Consider the following 19,522-nt stretch of genomic DNA (forward strand, 5'->3'; position numbering starts at 1 on the left):
GGTTTGTGCGGCCTGCCTTTAATTTATTCACCATGCTGGCTGAAACTGCCGGTATTGGCGATCTCAAAACCCCCGGTGGCGCTGGGCTTACCGGGGCTACAGCGCTGTGCGATTTGGTAGCCCGGACAAGGCGCAGCGCGCCGCCTCCGGGAAAACACCTGCGCCATGAGAGACATAACGCAGAAGAAATATCGGGAGCGCAATCTGCTCTGAAATAATAAAAAACTGTTTTTCCCGGACCAAAACAGTTGCAAATCGATAACAGTATCTACGGTCTGGTATCCGGTTGATAGCCCCGGTAAGCGCAGCGCGACCGGGGTCACCTCCCCGGGAACGCCGCGCTTATCCATCCGTTTTTTTCCCTCTGCATGCCTCTTGTTGACCTTTGTTACATTTCCGCTGACTGACGCTGATTTACATTCTTTTCTCGCTTCTGTATTGTTATGTTATAACATTAAGTTGAGGCGGAAATATGTTCACATCGATTTTTATGGCTTCCGGCGCGGCGCGCGTGGCCACCGCAGGCGTGCTGCTGGTGGCGCTATGGCTGGCGACCTGGTGGGCGGTGACGCTGCCATGATTGAACTGGAGCAACTGGTAACCGGCTATGGCGGAGTCGCAGTCACCCCGCCGCTGAGCGGGATGATTTGCCCCGGCAGCCTGACGGCAATTGTTGGCCTCAATGGCTGCGGAAAATCGACCCTGCTGAAAACCCTTGCCGGGTTTCTGCCGCCGGTCAGTGGCCGCCTGCGCTGGCAAGGGAAACGGCCGGTGATTGGCTGGCTGGCGCAGCGCCATGCCCTCGAGTCGCAGTTTCCTCTCAACGTGCAGGATGTGGTAAGCCAGGGCGCATGGCCCGGCGTGTCGCTGTTGCGCGGTCTGGGGGGCGACACCCGGCGACGCATCGGCGCGGTGCTGGAGCGGGTCGGGCTGGCGGGCCTGGCGAAAACGCCGATCGAAGCGCTCTCCGGCGGCCAGTTTCAGCGCATGCTGTTTGCCCGGGTGATGGTGCAGCAGGCGCCGCTGGTGATGCTCGACGAGCCCTTCACCGGCATCGACGAAGCGACCAGTCGTGAACTGATGGATTTGATCCTCGACATGCACCGGCAGGGACAGACCATCCTGGCGGTGCTGCATGATAACCAGCGGGTAGCCAACTTCTTCCCGGAGACATTGCTGCTGACCCCTCAGCGCGCCTGCTGGGGCATTACCCGGGCGGTACTTCCGGCTTTCAGCCATGCGAGGTCAGCATGATCTGGCACACCTTCTTTCAGCCCTTTATTGAATTTGGTTTTATGCGCCGGGCGCTGGTGGTCTGTCTGGCGCTGTCGCTGAGCACTACCATGCTGGGCGTCTTCCTGCTGCTGCGGCGCATGAGCCTGATGGGGGATGCGCTGTCGCACGCCATTCTCCCCGGTGTGGCGGTGGGCTACCTGCTGAGCGGCATGTCGCTGCTGGCCATGACTCTGGGCGGCTTCGTTGCCGGCATCGTGGTCGCGCTGGTGGCCGGATGGGTCAGCCGGCGGACGCCGTTAAAAGAGGACGCCAGCTTTGCCGGATTCTATCTGGGATCGCTGGCCCTGGGCGTCACCCTGGTGTCGCTGCGCGGCTCCAGCGTCGACCTGCTGCATCTGCTGTTTGGCTCTATTCTGGCGGTGGATCGTGATGCGGCGCTGTTTGTCAGCGGCGTCGCCAGCCTGACGCTACTGTGCATCGCGCTGTGCTACCGCGGTCTGGTTAGCGAGGCGTTCGACAGCGCCTGGCTGCAGGTGAATAACCGGCGGCTGCCCGCGCTGCTGCATGGGCTTTTTCTGGCGCTGCTGGTGCTTAACCTGGTGGCCGGGTTTCAGGTGCTCGGCACGCTGATGGCGGTGGGGGTGATGATGCTCCCGGCGGTCGCCGCGCGCTGCTGGGCGCGCACGCTGCCGGGCATTCTGCTGCTGGCGGCGGGAATGGGCGCACTCTGCGCCTGGCTGGGGTTGAGTCTCTCCTGGGCGGTCAGTCTTCCCGCCGGGCCCGCTATTGTCCTGACCGCCAGCGCGCTGTTTTTTGTTTCGCTGTTTTTTGGCACACGCAGCCGGCTGCTGGTTGGCTGGCGCACATTGATGGGGTAAGGAAATGATGAAACGTAGTGCAATAGTCGTCGCGCTGGCCCTCGGCCTGATGGCGCAGTGGGCCATGGCGAAAACGCTGAATGTGGTCAGCAGCTTTTCGGTGCTGGGCGATATGGTGCAGCAGGTCGGTGGGGAGCATGTCCATGTGGATACCCTGGTCGGCCCGGACGGCGATCCGCATACCTTCGAGCCCTCGCCGAAGGATAGCGCGCTGCTCAGCAAGGCCGACGTGGTGGTAGTCAACGGCCTGGGTCTGGAAGGGTGGCTGGATCGCCTGATTAAGGCCTCCGGTTTTAAGGGTGAGCTGGTGGTGGCGTCGATGGGTGTCAAGACCCATACCCTCGATGAAGACGGCAAAACGGTGACCGATCCCCACGCCTGGAACAGCGCGGCGAACGGCGCGTTGTATGCGCAGAATATCCTCGATGGTCTGGTAAAAGCCGACCCGGAAGATGAAGCGGCGCTGACCAATAGCGGCAAGCGCTATATCGACCAGCTGACGGCCCTCGACGGCTGGGCGAAAGGGCAGTTCAGCGCCATTCCGCAGGCAAAGCGCAAGGTCCTCACCAGCCATGACGCTTTCGGCTATTTTGGCCGCGCTTACAACGTGACATTCCTTGCGCCGCAGGGGCTTTCGTCCGAGAGCGAGGCCAGCGCGGCGCAGGTGGCGGCGCTGATTCAGCAAATCAAAACCGATGGCGTGCATACCTGGTTTATGGAGAACCAGCTGGACCCGCGGCTGGTGAAGCAGATTGCCAGCGCCACCGGCGCGCAGCCCGGCGGCGAACTCTATCCGGAAGCGCTGTCTAAGCCGGGCGGCGTGGCCGATAGCTACGTCAAAATGATGCGTCACAACGTTGAGCTTATCGCTAACAGCATGAAGTAACCGGTTGTCTGGTCGTCCTGGTTATCACAGGACGACCCATTTCTGGATCCCCCCTCGTAAAATCGCCACCTCGTCCCCATATCTCTGCCGAAAGTGCTATCTTTGATGGCCTCTTTATCCGGAGCAAAGCGGGGCGATAATGACCGATTCAGAATTAATGCAGCTAAGCGAGAAAGTTGGCGGGGCGCTGAAGGCGCGCGGCGCGACGGTGACCACCGCGGAGTCCTGTACCGGCGGATGGATAGCGAAAGCCATCACCGATATTGCCGGCAGCTCGGCGTGGTTTGAACGCGGTTTTGTGACTTATAGCAACGAAGCAAAATCGCAAATGATCGGCGTCAGCGAAGCGACGCTGCGCGACAACGGCGCGGTAAGCGAACCGGTGGTGGTGGAGATGGCGATTGGCGCGCTGCGCGCGGCGCGTGCGGATTATGCCATCTCCGTCAGCGGCGTTGCCGGGCCGGACGGCGGCAGCGAAGAAAAGCCGGTTGGGACGGTGTGGTTCGGCGTCGCCAGCGTGAGTGGGCAAGGGGTGACGCGGCGGGAATGCTTTGCCGGAGACCGCGAAGCGGTGCGTCGTCAGGCGACGGCCTATGCGCTCAATCTGCTCTGGCAACAATTTCTACAAAATACTTGATACTGTATGACTATACAGTATAATTGCCTCAACTGAACAAATATTAACGGCAAAGCGAACACGCTTTACCCTGCATGATTAGGAGTAACAATGGCGATCGACGAAAACAAACAGAAAGCGTTGGCGGCTGCACTGGGCCAGATCGAAAAGCAATTCGGTAAAGGCTCCATCATGCGCCTGGGTGAAGACCGCACCATGGATGTGGAAACCATCTCCACCGGTTCGCTTTCTCTGGATATTGCGCTGGGCGCTGGCGGTCTGCCAATGGGCCGTATCGTGGAAATCTACGGTCCGGAATCCTCCGGTAAAACCACCCTGACGCTGCAGGTTATCGCCGCAGCGCAGCGCGAAGGTAAAACCTGTGCGTTCATCGATGCCGAGCACGCGCTGGATCCAGTCTATGCACGCAAACTGGGCGTTGATATCGACAACCTGCTGTGTTCTCAGCCGGACACCGGCGAGCAGGCGCTGGAAATCTGTGACGCGCTGGCGCGCTCTGGCGCGGTTGACGTTATCGTTGTCGACTCCGTCGCGGCGCTGACGCCGAAAGCGGAAATCGAAGGCGAAATCGGTGACTCTCACATGGGCCTCGCGGCGCGTATGATGAGCCAGGCGATGCGTAAGCTGGCGGGTAACCTGAAGCAGTCCAACACGCTGCTGATCTTTATCAACCAGATCCGTATGAAAATCGGTGTGATGTTCGGTAACCCGGAAACCACTACCGGTGGTAACGCCCTGAAGTTCTACGCCTCTGTACGTCTGGACATTCGCCGCATCGGCGCGGTGAAAGAGGGCGACAACGTCGTCGGCAGCGAAACCCGCGTCAAAGTGGTGAAAAACAAGATCGCAGCACCGTTTAAACAGGCCGAATTCCAGATCCTCTACGGTGAAGGCATCAACTTCTACGGCGAGCTGGTTGACCTCGGCGTGAAAGAGAAGCTGATTGAGAAAGCGGGCGCCTGGTATAGCTACAACGGCGACAAAATCGGCCAGGGTAAAGCGAACGCAATCACCTGGCTGAAAGAGAACCCGGCGGCGGCGAAAGAGATTGAGAAGAAAGTGCGCGAGCTGTTGCTCAACAATCAGGATGCGAAGCCAGACTTCGTCGTTGACGACAACAGTGCAGAAGAAACCGAACAGGATTTCTGATATCGTCTGCAAGACTGACAGGGCTGCTTAGGCAGCCCTTTTGCTTTGTGAGATTATCGAGGTGCCTGTGACTGAACCTTCATCACGCCGCTCCGGCTATGCCCGTCTTCTGGACCGTGCTATCCGCATTCTGGCGATGCGCGACCACAGCGAGCAGGAGCTGCGACGCAAGCTGGTGGCCCCGGTGATGAGCAAAAACGGTCCCGAGGCGCTGGACGTCACCCCCGAAGAGCTGGAGCAGGTCGTCGCCTGGTGTATTGAAAACCGCTACCTCGACGATAACCGATTCGTCGGCCAGTTCATCGCCAGCCGGAGCCGCAAAGGCTATGGGCCGGCACGTATTCGCCAGGAGCTCAGCCAGAAAGGCATTGCGCGCCAGGCCATTGAACAGGCGATGCGTGACTGCGATATCGACTGGGTGAGCCTTGCCAGAGCGCAGGCGCAGCGTAAATATGGCGAACCGCTCCCCAGCGCGTTTACCGAAAAAGTCAAAATCCAGCGATTCCTGCTCTACCGCGGCTACCTGATGGAAGATATCCAGGAAATCTGGCGAAATTTTGCAGATTGACCCATCGGGGATTTTACTTCGCCGTAAAGAAAACTTATCTTATTCCCACTTTATTCCGTCGGGCCGCTGGTTGTAACCGTGCAGGCAGCGTCCAGGGCGATTATTCCTTTACACAAAATCATTCAAGCTGCATCAGGGCGGCAAGAGAGTGGATCCTCAGGCGCGGACTTCAGTTCGTGAGCGGGGGAGCAAGCAGAGCCAGGACAGAGGCGGCTTGAAGGATGACGTGTAGCTTGATTTCAGGATAATTATGAGCAAGAGCACCGCTGAGATCCGTCAGGCGTTTCTCGACTTTTTCCATAGCAAGGGACACCAGGTAGTTGCCAGCAGCTCCCTGGTGCCGCACAACGACCCGACCCTGCTGTTTACCAACGCCGGGATGAACCAGTTCAAGGATGTTTTCCTTGGCCTCGATAAGCGTAATTATTCGCGCGCGACTACCGCGCAGCGTTGCGTGCGTGCGGGTGGTAAGCACAACGATCTGGAAAACGTCGGCTATACCGCGCGCCACCACACCTTCTTCGAAATGCTGGGCAACTTTAGCTTTGGCGATTACTTCAAGCAGGATGCCATCAAATACGCATGGGAACTGCTGACTGGCGAAAACTGGTTTGCCCTGCCGAAAGAAAAACTGTGGGTTACCGTTTACGAGTCCGATGACGAAGCCTTCGACATCTGGGCCAATGAAGTGGGCGTCCCGCGTGAGCGCATTATTCGCATCGGTGACAACAAAGGTGCGCCGTTTGCTTCCGATAACTTCTGGCAGATGGGCGACACCGGTCCGTGCGGTCCGTGCACCGAAATCTTCTTCGACCATGGCGACCATATCTGGGGTGGCCCTCCGGGAAGCCCGGAAGAAGACGGCGACCGTTACATCGAGATCTGGAACATCGTCTTCATGCAGTTCAACCGTCAGGCTGACGGTACCATGGAGCCGCTGCCGAAGCCGTCCGTTGATACCGGTATGGGGCTGGAACGTATTGCCGCCGTGCTGCAGCACGTTAACTCCAACTATGAAATCGATCTATTCCGCGATCTGATTGCCAGCGTGGCGAAAGTCACCGGCGCGACCGACCTGAGCAACAAGTCGTTGCGCGTGATTGCCGACCATATTCGCTCCTGTGCGTTCCTGATTGCCGACGGTGTCATCCCGTCCAATGAAAACCGTGGCTACGTGCTGCGCCGTATCATTCGTCGCGCGATCCGTCACGGCAATATGCTGGGCGCGAAGGACACCTTCTTCTGGAAACTGGTTGCCCCGCTGATCGACGTGATGGGCTCCGCCGGTGAAGAACTGAAGCAGCAGCAGGCTCAGGTTGAGCAGGTGCTGAAAACCGAAGAAGAGCAGTTTGCCCGCACGCTGGAGCGTGGTCTGGCGCTGCTGGATGAAGAGCTGGACAAGCTGAAAGGCGACACTCTGGATGGCGAAACCGCTTTCCGTCTGTACGACACCTATGGCTTCCCGGTGGATCTGACCGCGGATGTGTGCCGCGAGCGCAACATCAAGGTTGACGAAGCTGGTTTTGAGGCCGCCATGGAAGAGCAGCGCCGCCGCGCGCGCGAGTCCAGCGGTTTCGGCGCTGACTATAACGCGATGATCCGCGTTGATGGCGCCTCTGAATTTAAAGGCTACGATCATCTGGAGCTGAATGGCAACGTCACGGCGCTGTTTGTCGACGGCAAAGCCGTGGATAGCGTCAGCGCCGGCCAGGAAGCGGTAGTGATCCTCGACCAAACCCCATTCTATGCGGAGTCCGGCGGTCAGGTAGGCGATAAAGGCGAACTGAAAGGCGCCGGCTTCTCCTTCGCGGTCAGCGACACGCAGAAATACGGCCAGGCGATTGGTCATATCGGTAAAGTCGCCAGCGGCACTCTGAAAGTGGGTGACGCGGTGCAGGCCGATGTGGACGAGGCGCGCCGTCAGCGCATTCGTCTGAACCACTCCGCGACGCACCTGATGCACGCGGCGCTGCGCCAGGTGCTCGGCACCCATGTGGCGCAGAAAGGCTCGCTGGTTAATGATAAAGCGCTGCGCTTTGACTTCTCGCATTTCGAAGCGATGAAGCCGGAAGAAATTCGTGCAGTGGAAGATCTGGTCAACGCGCAGATCCGTCGTAACCTGGCTATCGAAACCAATATTATGGATATCGATGCTGCGCGGGCCTCCGGCGCCATGGCGCTGTTCGGTGAGAAATACGACGACCGCGTCCGCGTGCTGCAGATGGGAGACTTCTCCACCGAGCTGTGTGGCGGTACTCACGCGTCGCGTACGGGTGATATCGGCCTGTTCCGCATTACCTCTGAATCCGGTACCGCCGCTGGCGTGCGCCGTATTGAAGCGGTGACCGGGGAAGGGGCCATCGCCAGCCTGCATGCGGAAAGCGATCTGCTGGGCGATATTGCCCAACTACTGAAGGGTGATAGCCACAATCTCGGCGAGAAAGTTCGCGCCGCGCTGGAGCGTACCCGTCAGCTGGAAAAAGAGCTGCAGCAGCTGAAAGAACAGGCTGCGGCGCAGGAGAGTGCAAACCTCTCCAGCAAAGCGGAAGAGATTAACGGCGTTAAGCTGCTGGTCAGCGAGCTGGCTGGCGTTGAGCCGAAGATGCTGCGTACTATGGTCGACGATCTGAAGAACCAGTTGGGTTCGACGATTGTGGTGTTGGCTACGGTCGCAGACGGTAAGGTTTCTCTGATTGCCGGTGTGTCTAAGGATGTGACAGACCGCGTGAAAGCAGGGGAGCTGGTTGGTATGGTCGCTCAGCAGGTGGGCGGTAAAGGGGGCGGTCGTCCGGATATGGCGCAGGCCGGTGGTACCGATGCGTCTGCTCTCCCTGCAGCGTTAGCCAGTGTGAAAGGCTGGGTCAGCGCAAAACTGTAATAACTATAAACGCATATACCCTAAATAATTCGGGTTGCAGGAAGGCGGCGACGCAGCGAAGCCCAGGCGCTTACTCAAGTAAGTGGCTGGGGGGCGCGAGGAAAGCCAACACACATGCAACTTGAAATATGAGGGGTATAGGTGCCTAAGCCTCTGGTTACGGCACCTTGCGCAAGAGACACCGATAACGATAAAGTCGGGTTGAAATTGTGTATATCGGCTAAACTTAGGTTTAACAGAATGTGATGCCATGACTGCCTTATACCGCAAGGTATTTGTCATCGCTTACTTTTTGGCGTTATATGATGGATAATGCCGGGATACGAGAGACCCGACTCTTTTAATCTTTCAAGGAGCAAAGAATGCTGATTCTGACTCGTCGAGTTGGTGAGACCCTCATGATTGGAGATGAGGTCACTGTGACAGTTTTAGGGGTGAAGGGTAACCAGGTTCGTATTGGCGTAAACGCCCCTAAAGAAGTATCGGTTCACCGTGAAGAGATCTACCAGCGTATTCAGGCTGAAAAATCCCAGCAGTCCAGTTACTAAGGTTTCCGCGCCTCGCTGCTCAGTGAGGCGCATCCCTATCTGCCCTTTTTCTCGCTTTTTCTGTTTTTACTCCCTGCACCCTCTCACTTTTCATCATCCACTACTGTGTTGTCCCTCTGGCGTTATGCCAGTGCCAGAGCTTATTTCCTGTTGATAAATTGCCCTTTTTGCCGTTTTTGCATGCGAATTGCGTGCGAAGTGTGCAAACGAAAAAAGGTCTCGAAAAAGTGTTTGACTTATAAGTACCAGAAAGTAATATGTGCGCCATCGCAGCGACGAAGAGCAGAAACAAGTTCTTCGAAGCACTCGAAAGAGGCGTGTTGTGTGGTGAGGTGGCCGAGAGGCTGAAGGCGCTCCCCTGCTAAGGGAGTATGCGGTCAAAAGCTGCATCCGGGGTTCGAATCCCCGCCTCACCGCCATTTTGCATCCGTAGCTCAGCTGGATAGAGTACTCGGCTACGAACCGAGCGGTCGGAGGTTCGAATCCTCCCGGATGCACCATATTCTCCTTAGTAACAGCGATATCGTTGTTGCAGGGGCTGCGAAATTATCGCCAGCACCAGGGAGGATAACGTTGAGTAAACAACGGCCCGTAGGGCGAGGCGCAGCCGAGTAATCCTCCCGGATGCACCATCTTCTTTCTGAATTAAGAGAGAAGAGCGCTGTGAAAGCAGCGGCCCGCAGTGCGAGGCATAATCGAGTTACTCTACCGATTAGGCCATCATACTCAGTGTGGCATGTGTTAGTTGTGACACTGACGCGTAGTAAAGCAAGTTTCCCGATGCATCCGTAGCTCAGCTGGATAGAGTACTCGGCTACGAACCGAGCGGTCGGAGGTTCGAATCCTCCCGGATGCACCATTCTTTGATAAGAATGGCAAATCGCGAAATTTAATATCAGAATTACAGCAGTAATCCCGATGCATCCGTAGCTCAGCTGGATAGAGTACTCGGCTACGAACCGAGCGGTCGGAGGTTCGAATCCTCCCGGATGCACCATATTCTCCTTAGCAACAGCGACAAAGTTGTTTTATGGTCTGCGAAATCATCGCCAGCACCAGGGAGGATAACGTTGCGTAAGCAACGGCCCGTAGGGCGAGGCGCAGCCGAGTAATCCTCCCGGATGCACCATATTCTCCTTAGTAACAGCAACATTGTTGTTATCTGGTTTGCGAAACCATCGCAAGTGCCAGGAGAGTAACCCCGCAGTAAAATAGCTTTCCCGATGCATCCGTAGCTCAGCTGGATAGAGTACTCGGCTACGAACCGAGCGGTCGGAGGTTCGAATCCTCCCGGATGCACCATATTCTCCTTAATAACAGCGATGACGCTGTTTTATGGTCTGCGAAATTATCGCCAGCACCAGGGCGGATAACGTTGCGTAAGCAACGGCCCGGAGGGCGAGGCGCAGCCGAGTCATCCTCCCGGATGCACCATATTCTCCTCAGTAACAGCCACAATGTTGTTGCCTGTCTGCGAAATTATCGCAGCACCCGTTCTGAATGCCCAATCTTCACTCTTCTCTCACCATCCCGATTACCTCGTTTTCCATCACTGGTTTCATCCTGACTTTTTTATTGGCAAGCCGCGCTTTCCACTATAATTTATCCTTGTATATCAGCGTTATCAGGCTGAGAAAAATGCAAGGAGAGAAATCCATGAAATGGTTCAAAGCAATACCTGCTTTTTGCGCGACGCTGCTGGTGGCGACTGCCCTCGCTGGCTGTGCGGGATCGGCGACAAAGGAGAGTACGGGCGGCTATATTGACGATACCGTGGTGACCACCAAGGTGAAAACGGCGCTCTTTAACGATAAAGACATCAAGTCCTCAGAAATTAGCGTCCAGACCTTTAAAGGCCGCGTGCAGCTGAGCGGGTTTGTTTCCTCCGCGGAAAGCGCTAAACGAGCCGTAGAAGTCACCCGCCGGGTGCAGGGCGTGCGAATGGTCGAGAACGATCTGCGTATTAAATAAGGTTGGTTATCCGGCCTTATGCCTGAAGGCGCCTTTGTCGTCTGCGCCGCTGGCCGCGACAACGGCGGGCTTTTGCGTTACAGTAACCATTCCCAAACTGGTTGGTGAGAAGACGATGTACGAAGGTTACGCAGGACTGATCTTTGATATGGATGGCACCATTCTCGATACCGAGCCGACCCATCGGCAGGCATGGAACGAGGTGTTGGGTCGCTACGGTATGCGTTTCGACGAACAGGCGATGGTCGCGCTCAATGGCTCACCAACCTGGCGAATTGCCCAGGCGATTATTGAACTCAATCAGGCCGATCTCGATCCACATCGTCTGGCGCAGGAAAAAACCCAGGCCGTCAAAGCGATGCTGCTGGACAGCGTACGCCCCTTGCCGCTGATTGAGGTAGTTAAGGCCTGGCATGGCCGCCGACCGATGTCGGTGGGTACCGGCAGCGAGAGCGCCGTCGCCGAAGCGCTGCTGGCGCATCTGGGCCTACGTCATTACTTCTCCGCGGTGGTGGCGGCCGATCATGTGGCCAACCATAAACCCGCGCCAGATACCTTCCTGCTGTGCGCCGAGCGCATGGGCGTCGCGCCGGAAAAATGCGTGGTCTTCGAAGATGCCGACTTTGGTCTGCATGCGGCGAAGCGCGCGGGAATGGACGCTGTTGACGTGCGTTTGCTGTGAGCGACGCCCTGTCACTTACCTCTCTGTTTGCCAGTAGCTTTTTAAGTGCCACGCTGCTTCCCGGCAATTCGGAGGTTGTGCTGGTGGCTATGCTACTGACAGGGGTTAGTCATCCGTGGTGGTTAGTATTAATAGCAACAATCGGCAATAGCCTTGGAGGGGTAACTAACGTTATTCTGGGGCGCTTGTTTCCGCTGCGCAAAACCTCGCGCTGGCAGGAGCGGGCGGCCGGCTGGCTTAAGCGCTACGGTGCGGTCACGCTCTTATTGAGCTGGGCGCCGGTTGTCGGCGATTTACTGTGTTTGCTGGCGGGATGGATGCGCATTTCCTGGGGACCGGTACTCTTTTTCTTATGCCTTGGTAAGGCGCTGCGCTATATCGCTATTGCGGCAGTGACGCTTCAGGGCATGACGTGGTGGCACTAATTGGACTGATAGTTCATCCATTACAATTATGCTTATTCAAACGATTTCGACAGGCGGGAGGTCAAATTGATCCCGGACGTATCACAGGCGCTGGCCTGGCTGGAAAAACATCCGCAGGCCCTGCAGGGTATTCAACGTGGTCTGGAGCGGGAGACGCTGCGCGTGAACGCAGACGGCACCCTCGCGACGACCGGTCACCCTCTGGCGTTAGGCTCAGCGCTGACGCATAAATGGATTACCACCGATTTTGCCGAAGCGTTACTCGAGTTCATTACGCCGGTAGATGGCGATATTGATCATATGCTGACCTTTATGCGCGATGTCCATCGCTATACGGCGCGTCAGCTGGGTGACGAGCGGATGTGGCCGCTGAGTATGCCATGCTATATCGCTCCCGGTCAGGATATTGAGCTGGCGCAGTACGGCACCTCCAACGTAGGTCGTCTGAAAACGCTGTATCGTGAGGGGCTGAAGAACCGCTATGGCGCCCTGATGCAGACTATCTCCGGCGTACATTATAACTTCTCGCTGCCGATGGCTTTCTGGCAGGCAAAATGTGGCGTGGAAGATGCCGAGAGCGGTAAAGAGGCTATTTCGGCGGGCTATTTCCGCTCAATTCGTAACTACTATCGCTTTGGCTGGGTGATCCCGTATCTGTTCGGTGCTTCGCCGGCGATTTGCTCTTCGTTCCTGCAAGGCAAACCGACGACGTTACCCTTTGAGGAGACGGGCAACGGCATGTACTACCTGCCGTATGCCACCTCGCTGCGCCTCAGCGACCTCGGTTATACCAATAAATCGCAAAGCAATCTCGGAATTACGTTTAACGATCTGCATGAGTATGTGGCAGGATTGAAGCGGGCGATTAAAACACCGTCGGAAGAGTACGCCAAAATCGGGCTGGAGAAAGACGGGAAATATCTGCAGATCAACAGCAATATCCTGCAGATTGAAAACGAACTCTATGCGCCAATCCGCCCGAAACGCGTGACCCGCCGGGGCGAAACCCCGTCCGATGCGCTGCTGCGCGGCGGTATCGAGTACATTGAAGTGCGTTCGCTGGATATTAATCCGTTCTCGCCGATCGGCGTTGACGCACAGCAGGTGCGTTTCCTCGATCTGTTTATGGTCTGGTGTGCCCTGGCCGATGCGCCGGAGATGAGCAGCGATGAGCTGCTGTGTACGCGCACCAACTGGAATCGGGTGATTCTGGAAGGGCGTAAGCCGGGCTTAACGCTGGGCATCGGTTGCGAAAGCGCGCAGTTCCCGCTGGCTCAGGTGGGGAAAGATCTGTTCCGCGATTTACGCCGCGTGGCGCAGACGCTGGACAGCATTCATGGCGGCGAGGCCTATCAACAGGTCTGCGACGAGCTGCTGGCCTGCTTTGACGATCCGGAATTGACCTTCTCAGCCCGCATTCTGCGTTCTATGATTGAAGAAGGGATTGGTGGCACGGGCCGTGCGTTGGCCGATTGCTATCGGACACAGCTGCGTGAAGAGCCGCTGGAGATCCTGAGCGAAGCCGATTTCATCGCCGAGCGCGATGCGTCGGTGGCGCGGCAGAAGAAAGTGGAAGCCGAAGACAGTGAGCCGTTTGAGGCGCTGCTGGCGCGACACGCGTAGCGTATTGACGATACAAAAGAAAAAGGCCACATCACTGTGGCCAAACTTTCATCTCTGATTCAGGGATGATGATGATAATAAATGCGCGTCTTTCATATACTGAGACTCGCGGTTGAACAAAGAGTTCATTTTATTTTAAAAAAATTCACTCGCGGAGGTGAAGAATGCCGTTGTTAGATAGTTTCACAGTCGACCATACCCGAATGGAAGCCCCGGCGGTGCGTGTCGCGAAGAAAATGAACACGCCGCATGGCGATGAAATCACCGTTTTCGACCTGCGTTTCTGCGTGCCGAACCAGGAAGTGATGCCGGAGCGCGGGATCCACACCCTGGAACACCTGTTTGCCGGCTTTATGCGCGATCACCTGAACGGGAATGGCGTGGAAATTATCGACATTTCGCCGATGGGCTGCCGTACCGGGTTCTACATGAGCCTGATTGGTACGCCGGACGAGCAGCGCGTCGCTGACGCCTGGAAAGCGGCGATGGCCGACGTGCTGAAGGTGAAAGATCAGAACCAGATCCCGGAGCTGAACGTCTACCAGTGCGGCACTTACACCATGCACTCGCTGGAAGAGGCCCAGGATATCGCTCGTCATATCATTGAGCGTGATGTGCGCATCAACAGCAACGACGAACTGGCGTTGCCGAAAGAAAAACTGCAGGAACTGCACATCTAGTGCTTCCGCCATGGCCCGACGCTTGTCGCCGGGCCGCTCTCCTGACGCCGTGATGACGACGACCCTTTCCTTTTCCTTTCAGCACCGCCCGCTGGTGCCCTTTGCTTATGATTACGCGCACGGTGACCGGGAAGACTGGCATCAGCATGACTGCGCCCAGCTGCTGCATATTTTAAGCGGCGTGGTGCGGGTCGCGACACCGGCAGGTTACTGGGTGGTACCACCCGGGCGTGGCGTCTGGCTACCGGCGGGAACGCCGCACGCGCTGCGTATGACCGGCAACGTGGCGGCGCGCACGCTGTTTATCGATCCGCTGGCACGCGCCGATCTTCCGGCGGGCTGCCAGATCGTACAGATCACGCCGCTGCTGCGGGAACTGATCGTCTCATCCCTGGAACTGGCCGAGCGCTATGCCCCCGCCAGCCGCGACGAACGAATTTATGAGCTGATCCTTGATGAGATCCGCGGGATGGCGATCCTGCCGTTTGGCCTGCCGGAGCCGCAAAGCGACACGCTGCGTCGGCTATGTCAGCAGGTGCGCGAGGCGCCGGGCGAGGCCTGGAGCAGCGGCCAGGCGGCAAAGGCGTGCAACATGAGCGAGCGAACCCTGAACCGCCATTTTCAGCAGCAGACCAGCCTGACGTGGAGCGAGTGGGTGCGTCGGGCGAAGCTAATGGAAGCGCTGATTCGCCTGGCGCAGGGCCACTCTGTGCTGCGGGTGGCGCTGGAGCTGGGCTACGGCAGCCACAGTGCCTTCAGCGCCATGTTCCGCCGGGTGATGGGCGTCGCTCCCAGCGACTATTTTCGTCCCCCGGGCTGATCGGCGGCGCTGAGCGCATTGCATAATGCCTGCAGCGAGGCGCGCGCCACGTCATTATCGATACCCACCCCCCAACAGCTTTCACCTTGCGGAAAAACGCAGCGAATATAGGCGACCGATCGACTGTCGCTGCGCGCGCCAAGGGTATGCTCATGATAGTCCTTGATCATAAACGGCTGTCTGAGCAGCGCGCTGAGACCGCTGGCGGCGGCAGAGAGCAGGCCGTTGCCCTGGCCCTGCAGGCGTCGGGTTTCGCCATGGTGTCGCAGCGTTGCCTGCAGCGAAAGCTGGCCATCCGGTTGGCTGGCGCTCTGATAATCGAGCAGCGTCAGCGCAGGCTGCGCCAGCAGGCCGTAGCGCATGCGAAACAGCTGCCACAGCGCATGGTGGGTCATCTCTTTGCCGTCACTATCGGTGGCCTGCTGAACGTGCTGGCTGAAGTCCTGCTGCAGCCCGCGGGGCAGCTTCAGACCATGATTTTGTTCGATAAGCCAGGCGCTGCCGCTTTTCCCCGACTGACTGTTAACGCGGATCACCGCCTCATAGCTACAGCCAATATCCTGTGGGTCAACGGGCAGGTAGGGCATCCGCCATGGATCGCCAGGCTGACGGGCATCAAACCCTTTTTTGATCGCATCCTGATGGGAGCCGGAGAAGGCGGTGTAAGCCAGACTTCCCGCCCACGGATGGCGCGGATGAACCGGGATCTGATTGCAGTTTTCCACCACCTCCACCACCCGGTTCATCTGCTCGAAGCGAAGCTGGGGGTCGACGCCCTGGCTGTAGAGATTCATGGCCAGCGTCACCAGGCAGACGTTGCCGGTGCGTTCGCCATTGCCAAACAGACAGCCTTCCACCCGATCGGCGCCAGCCATGACAGCCAGCTCGGCGCTGGCAACGCCGGTGCCGCGGTCGTTATGTGGGTGCACGCTGATGCAAACCTCGCCACGGCGGGAGAAGTGGCGGCAAAAATACTCGATTTGATCGGCATACACGTTGGGGGTGTTGACTTCCACCGTCGCCGGCAGATTGACGATCATCGGCCGTCCAGCGCAGGGCTGCCAGACGTCCGCCACCGCCTCGCAAATCTCAAGCGCAAACTCGGGTTCGGTAAAGCAGAAGGTCTCTGGTGAATATTCGTATTGCCAGCGGGTCTCCGGCTGCTGTTCACACTGCTGGCGGATAAGCCGGGTGGCGCGGGTCGCGAGGGCGATCACCTCGGCTTTATCCATGCCGAAGACCAGCTCGCGAAACAGCGGCGCGGTGGCATTGTAGAGGTGGACGGTGGCCCGACGGGCACCGCGCAGTGCCTCAAAGGTGCGCAGGATCAGCGGATCCCGCGCCTGGGTCAGCACCTGGATGGTGACATCTTCCGGGATGCGCTGCTCGTCGATCAGCTGGCGGACGAAGTTGAAATCGGTTTGCGAAGCGGAAGGGAAGGCGACCTCAATCTCTTTAAAGCCGCACTCCAGCAGCAGATCCCAGAATTGCAGTTTGCGGGCGCTGTCCATGGGTTCGGCCAATGCCTGATTGCCGTCGCGCAGGTCGGTCGACAGCCAGCGCGGGGCGTGGCTGATTTGCCGATCGGGCCAGCGGCGGTCGGGCAGGGCAATCGGCGGATAGGGGCGGTATTTTTCAGCAGGATGGCTCAGCATAGTGTTCTCCTTATTGGTCAGCCTTTATCCTGCCCGAGCGCAGGGTGACGGGCTTTCGCAAACGAGACAGAAACTAGCGAGAACTGGACAACCTGACGCCGTAAAAAAGGGACCCGCAGGTCCCTTTATGTGAGGCTTAGTGCGCGCCGCCGCCGCCGCCGCCGGCGCTGAACGGTGGTCTGGCGAACCACACCAGTCCCAACAGCAGGATGAAAATGGCCGCAGAAATCCAGAAGATTTCGTTGGCGGAGATAATCAGCCCCTGGTTGGTTATCTGCTGTGCTATCCAGCCGGACGCCTGCTGCTGCGTCATTCCCATGCCCTGCAGCTGATCGTAGAGCTGTTGCGCGTTCGGGTTGTAGGGAGTGACCGATTCGGTAAGCTGCGCATGGTGCAGCGCCTCACGGTTGGTCCACAGGGTGGTGGTGATTGAGGTCCCGATAGAGCCGGCGAGAGTACGGGTGAAGTTCGACAAGCTCGACGCCGCCGCCAGCCGCTCCGGCGGCAGGCCGGAAAGGGTGATAGTGGTCAACGGCATGAAGAAGCAGGCCACCGCGAAGCCCTGGATAAACTGTGGCCACGCCGAGGCGCCAAAGTCCATCCCCGGTTCGAAGGTCCAGGCGCGCCAGTAGAAGCAGACGGCGTACATGATAAAGCTGAAGGTGACCAGCCGCCGCATGTCGAGCTTATGCGCGAAGCGGCCAATAATGGGCGACAGAATGACCGGGATCACCCCCACAGGCGCCGAAGCCAGACCGGCCCAGGTTGCGGTGTAGCCGTATACCTCCTGCAACAGCTGCGGCAGCAGCACGATGGCGCCGAAGTAGAGCATATAGGCCAGACTGATACAGAGGCAGCCGATGGTGAAGTTGCGCGACTTAAATAGCGACAGATCGACAATCGGGTTATCGTCGGTCAGCTCCCAGACGATCAGGAAGCTTATCGCCACCACCGCCACGATGGTCAGAATGATAATCTCATTGGAGGAGAACCAGTCGAGCTCTTTGCCGCGGTCGAGCATCACCTGCAGGCTACCGATACCGATGATCAGCAGCGCCAGACCGACGCCGTCGATCCGCCGCTGTTCGGTTTTAGTTTCCCGGTTGCGCAGGGTTTGCATGGTCATCAGCACCACCGCCACGCCAATGGGCACGTTGATAAAGAAGATCCATCCCCAGTGGTAGTTATCGCTGATATAGCCGCCGAGGATCGGGCCGCAGATGGGGGCGACGATCACCGTCATCGACCACAGCGCCAGGGCGATAGAGCGCTTCGCCGGCGGGTAGTTGCTGAGCAGCAGACTTTGCGACAGCGGGATCAGCGGCCCGGCGACAATCCCCTGAATGACACGGAAGAAAATCAGCATCGACAGGCTGTTGGAGACGCCGCAGGCCCAGGAGGCGATGGCGAAGGCGGTGGTTGACCACAGGAACAGCTTCACCTCGCCCACGCGCTTGGCCAGCCAGCCGGTGATTGGGATGGAAATGGCGTTGGCGACCCCGAACGAGGTGATGACCCAGGTCCCCTGGCTCAACGAGGAGCCAAGGTTACCAGCAATGGTTGGGATCGCCACGTTGGCGATAGTGGAATCCAGCACCTGCATGAACGTCGCGAGCGACAGCGCAATGGTCATAATGACCAGCTGCGCGCCTTCCAGCGGTTTTTGCTGTTGCATTACACTCACCCCGAATTATCCGGCGTTGGCCCGAATGATGTCGTCTATCAGTTTATTAACCGGATCGAGAGCGATTTCACGGGCATTACTCTCGTAAACCGGGGAGCTCCGTACCTGGCTGGCCAGCATTTCACCATCGCGGTTGGTGGTATTGACCTCCACCAGCGTTGAGAGACCGATGCGCAGCGGGTGTTCCGCCAGCTGTTTTTCATCCAGCTCGATACGGACTGGCAGACGCTGTACCACTTTGATCCAGTTGCCGGTGGCGTTCTGCGCCGGCAGCAGGGAGAAGGCGCTGCCGGTGCCCATATCCAGACCAACCACTTTGCCGGTGTATTTCACGTCATCACCATAGATGTCGCTGATCACGGTGGCCGGCTGGCCGATACGCATGTGCGCCAGCTGTGTCTCTTTAAAGTTGGCGTCGATCCACAGGTTGGTTGCCGGGACCACCGCCATCAGCGGCGTGGTGGTGCCGATCTGCGCGCCAGGCTGTACTGAGCGACGGGAAACGTAGCCGCTAATCGGGCTGACGATTTGCGTACGCTGCAGAGCCAGCCAGGCGTTACGCACTTCGGTAGCCGCCTGGAGCACCGCCGGTTGTTGTTCCAGTTTGGTGCCCAGCACGATCGCCTGGTTGGCGTTGTACTGCTGGATTGCCACGTCGAGCTCGGCCTGCGCGCTGGCGACGGTGTCGCGGGCGTGCTGCAGCTCTTCGCGGCCGATGAGGTTCGCGGCACCCAGCGGGATACGGCGATTCAGGTCAGCCTGCGCCTGGGCGAGGGCGGTTTTTTTGACGTCGATATTCGCCTGCAGCTGCTTGCTGTTGATCATCTGCTGGCGGGTCTGGCGGACGCTGGCGGCCAGCTGAGTCTTGGCCTTTTCAAACGCCTGCTGGGCATCGGTCTGATCGAGGGTGACCAGCGGATCGCCTTTCTGCACGTAGTCCGTGTTGTCGGCCCAGACTTTGGTCACGCTGCCCGAGACCTGGGCCATAATTTGTACCTGGTTCCCTGCTACGTAGGCATCATCGGTCTCTTCGTAGTGACGCAGTACCAGAAACCAGTAAATCCCATATGCCACGGCAATAATAATAAAGAGCAATGTCAGCAACAGAAGGGCGCCTTTACGCTTCCCTTTTTTGCTGCCTGGTTGCTGCGGGGTTTGGCTCTCCGCATTTGCGCTCATGTTATTCTCCACCATCTTATTAT

The 19,522-nt window shown here is 58.1% G+C and carries 18 protein-coding genes and 5 tRNA genes; 20 read left to right on the forward strand and 3 right to left on the reverse strand.

Annotated features, from left to right (window positions below):
- The 20 genes from ACKLKD_RS12390 to ACKLKD_RS12485 form a co-directional block, all read left to right on the forward strand.
- Positions 1-218 (forward strand): hypothetical protein (locus ACKLKD_RS12390; protein ID WP_420061975.1); only part of this gene is annotated, 218 nt, incomplete at its 5' end.
- Positions 219-543: 325 nt separating this feature from the next.
- Positions 544-1,254 (forward strand): metal ABC transporter ATP-binding protein, encoded by a 711-nt coding sequence (locus tag ACKLKD_RS12395; RefSeq protein ID WP_165931771.1) that lies wholly within the window; start codon positions 544-546, stop codon positions 1,252-1,254.
- Complete coding sequence (locus tag ACKLKD_RS12400; RefSeq protein ID WP_025712763.1) at positions 1,251-2,114, forward strand: metal ABC transporter permease; 864 nt, start codon at positions 1,251-1,253, stop codon at positions 2,112-2,114. The genes ACKLKD_RS12395 and ACKLKD_RS12400 overlap by 4 nt, the downstream gene beginning before the upstream one ends.
- Before the next feature lie 7 nt (positions 2,115-2,121).
- The gene (locus tag ACKLKD_RS12405; protein WP_087806355.1) at positions 2,122-3,000 is read left to right on the forward strand and encodes a metal ABC transporter substrate-binding protein; all 879 of its coding nucleotides are present in this window, start codon (positions 2,122-2,124) and stop codon (positions 2,998-3,000) included.
- Between the two features lie 139 nt (positions 3,001-3,139).
- Positions 3,140-3,637: a nicotinamide-nucleotide amidase gene (gene pncC / locus ACKLKD_RS12410; RefSeq protein WP_025712761.1), complete on the forward strand. Its 498-nt coding sequence runs from the start codon at positions 3,140-3,142 to the stop codon at positions 3,635-3,637.
- 90 nt (positions 3,638-3,727) lie between these two features.
- Positions 3,728-4,786 (forward strand): recombinase RecA, encoded by a 1,059-nt coding sequence (gene recA, locus ACKLKD_RS12415; protein WP_025712760.1) that lies wholly within the window; start codon positions 3,728-3,730, stop codon positions 4,784-4,786.
- A gap of 67 nt (positions 4,787-4,853) precedes the next feature.
- Positions 4,854-5,354 (forward strand): recombination regulator RecX, encoded by a 501-nt coding sequence (gene recX / locus ACKLKD_RS12420; RefSeq protein WP_025712759.1) that lies wholly within the window; start codon positions 4,854-4,856, stop codon positions 5,352-5,354.
- 250 nt (positions 5,355-5,604) lie between these two features.
- A complete protein-coding gene (gene alaS / locus ACKLKD_RS12425; protein ID WP_025712758.1) occupies positions 5,605-8,232 on the forward strand; it encodes an alanine--tRNA ligase in 2,628 nt (875 codons plus the stop codon).
- A 362-nt stretch (positions 8,233-8,594) separates the two neighbouring features.
- Positions 8,595-8,780, forward strand: coding sequence for a carbon storage regulator CsrA (csrA, locus tag ACKLKD_RS12430; protein ID WP_000906486.1), 186 nt, complete (start codon positions 8,595-8,597; stop codon positions 8,778-8,780).
- Positions 8,781-9,106: 326 nt separating this feature from the next.
- A tRNA-Ser gene (locus ACKLKD_RS12435) sits at positions 9,107-9,199 on the forward strand.
- A 4-nt stretch (positions 9,200-9,203) separates the two neighbouring features.
- Positions 9,204-9,280, forward strand: a tRNA-Arg gene (locus ACKLKD_RS12440).
- A gap of 282 nt (positions 9,281-9,562) precedes the next feature.
- Positions 9,563-9,639: transfer RNA gene (locus ACKLKD_RS12445), tRNA-Arg, on the forward strand.
- Between the two features lie 61 nt (positions 9,640-9,700).
- Positions 9,701-9,777 (forward strand) — tRNA-Arg (locus ACKLKD_RS12450).
- Between the two features lie 228 nt (positions 9,778-10,005).
- Positions 10,006-10,082, forward strand: a tRNA-Arg gene (locus tag ACKLKD_RS12455).
- Between the two features lie 354 nt (positions 10,083-10,436).
- Positions 10,437-10,751 carry a BON domain-containing protein gene (locus tag ACKLKD_RS12460; protein WP_004205689.1) on the forward strand — a complete coding sequence of 105 codons (315 nt, stop codon included), beginning with the start codon at positions 10,437-10,439 and terminating at the stop codon, positions 10,749-10,751.
- A 115-nt stretch (positions 10,752-10,866) separates the two neighbouring features.
- Complete coding sequence (gene yqaB / locus ACKLKD_RS12465; protein ID WP_087805271.1) at positions 10,867-11,433, forward strand: fructose-1-phosphate/6-phosphogluconate phosphatase; 567 nt, start codon at positions 10,867-10,869, stop codon at positions 11,431-11,433.
- Positions 11,430-11,858, forward strand: coding sequence for a YqaA family protein (locus ACKLKD_RS12470; RefSeq protein WP_025712756.1), 429 nt, complete (start codon positions 11,430-11,432; stop codon positions 11,856-11,858). Before yqaB ends, ACKLKD_RS12470 begins: the two co-directional genes overlap by 4 nt.
- Positions 11,859-11,924: 66 nt before the next feature.
- Entirely contained in the window at positions 11,925-13,481 is a 1,557-nt protein-coding gene (gene gshA / locus ACKLKD_RS12475) for a glutamate--cysteine ligase (protein ID WP_025712755.1), read from the forward strand.
- Positions 13,482-13,645: 164 nt separating this feature from the next.
- Positions 13,646-14,161 carry an S-ribosylhomocysteine lyase gene (gene luxS, locus ACKLKD_RS12480; protein ID WP_002914351.1) on the forward strand — a complete coding sequence of 172 codons (516 nt, stop codon included), beginning with the start codon at positions 13,646-13,648 and terminating at the stop codon, positions 14,159-14,161.
- 52 nt (positions 14,162-14,213) lie between these two features.
- Entirely contained in the window at positions 14,214-14,981 is a 768-nt protein-coding gene (locus tag ACKLKD_RS12485; RefSeq protein ID WP_025712754.1) for an AraC family transcriptional regulator, read from the forward strand.
- Here ACKLKD_RS12485 and leuA read toward each other — a convergent pair.
- From leuA to emrA, 3 genes are all read right to left on the reverse strand, one after another.
- A complete protein-coding gene (gene leuA / locus ACKLKD_RS12490) occupies positions 14,960-16,636 on the reverse strand; it encodes a 2-isopropylmalate synthase (protein WP_025712753.1) in 1,677 nt (558 codons plus the stop codon). The two genes, ACKLKD_RS12485 and leuA, sit on opposite strands and share 22 nt — an antisense overlap.
- Before the next feature lie 136 nt (positions 16,637-16,772).
- On the reverse strand, positions 16,773-18,311 hold the full coding sequence (gene emrB, locus ACKLKD_RS12495; protein ID WP_080897699.1) for a multidrug efflux MFS transporter permease subunit EmrB: 1,539 nt from the start codon (positions 18,309-18,311) through the stop codon (positions 16,773-16,775).
- 15 nt (positions 18,312-18,326) lie between these two features.
- Positions 18,327-19,499, reverse strand: a complete 1,173-nt coding sequence (emrA, locus tag ACKLKD_RS12500) for a multidrug efflux MFS transporter periplasmic adaptor subunit EmrA (protein WP_025712751.1) — start codon at positions 19,497-19,499, stop codon at positions 18,327-18,329.
- Between the last annotated feature and the right edge of the window lie 23 nt (positions 19,500-19,522).

Source organism: Klebsiella sp. 10982, assembly GCF_048589245.1.
GTDB lineage: Bacteria > Pseudomonadota > Gammaproteobacteria > Enterobacterales > Enterobacteriaceae > Klebsiella > Klebsiella quasivariicola.

What these genes read in the sequence shown, in the direction of transcription:
- ACKLKD_RS12400 (WP_025712763.1), top strand. Translation starts at nt 1,251, where the DNA reads ATGATCTGGCACACCTTCTTTCAGCCCTTTATTGAATTTGGTTTTATG.
- yqaB (WP_087805271.1), top strand. Translation starts at nt 10,867, where the DNA reads ATGTACGAAGGTTACGCAGGACTGATCTTTGATATGGATGGCACCATT.
- ACKLKD_RS12485 (WP_025712754.1), top strand. Translation starts at nt 14,214, where the DNA reads ATGACGACGACCCTTTCCTTTTCCTTTCAGCACCGCCCGCTGGTGCCC.
- emrA (WP_025712751.1), bottom strand. Translation starts at nt 19,499, where the DNA reads ATGAGCGCAAATGCGGAGAGCCAAACCCCGCAGCAACCAGGCAGCAAA.
- luxS (WP_002914351.1), top strand. Translation starts at nt 13,646, where the DNA reads ATGCCGTTGTTAGATAGTTTCACAGTCGACCATACCCGAATGGAAGCC.
- emrB (WP_080897699.1), bottom strand. Translation starts at nt 18,311, where the DNA reads ATGCAACAGCAAAAACCGCTGGAAGGCGCGCAGCTGGTCATTATGACC.
- pncC (WP_025712761.1), top strand. Translation starts at nt 3,140, where the DNA reads ATGACCGATTCAGAATTAATGCAGCTAAGCGAGAAAGTTGGCGGGGCG.
- leuA (WP_025712753.1), bottom strand. Translation starts at nt 16,636, where the DNA reads ATGCTGAGCCATCCTGCTGAAAAATACCGCCCCTATCCGCCGATTGCC.
- ACKLKD_RS12405 (WP_087806355.1), top strand. Translation starts at nt 2,122, where the DNA reads ATGAAACGTAGTGCAATAGTCGTCGCGCTGGCCCTCGGCCTGATGGCG.
- ACKLKD_RS12395 (WP_165931771.1), top strand. Translation starts at nt 544, where the DNA reads ATGGCTGGCGACCTGGTGGGCGGTGACGCTGCCATGATTGAACTGGAG.
- csrA (WP_000906486.1), top strand. Translation starts at nt 8,595, where the DNA reads ATGCTGATTCTGACTCGTCGAGTTGGTGAGACCCTCATGATTGGAGAT.
- ACKLKD_RS12460 (WP_004205689.1), top strand. Translation starts at nt 10,437, where the DNA reads ATGAAATGGTTCAAAGCAATACCTGCTTTTTGCGCGACGCTGCTGGTG.
- alaS (WP_025712758.1), top strand. Translation starts at nt 5,605, where the DNA reads ATGAGCAAGAGCACCGCTGAGATCCGTCAGGCGTTTCTCGACTTTTTC.
- recA (WP_025712760.1), top strand. Translation starts at nt 3,728, where the DNA reads ATGGCGATCGACGAAAACAAACAGAAAGCGTTGGCGGCTGCACTGGGC.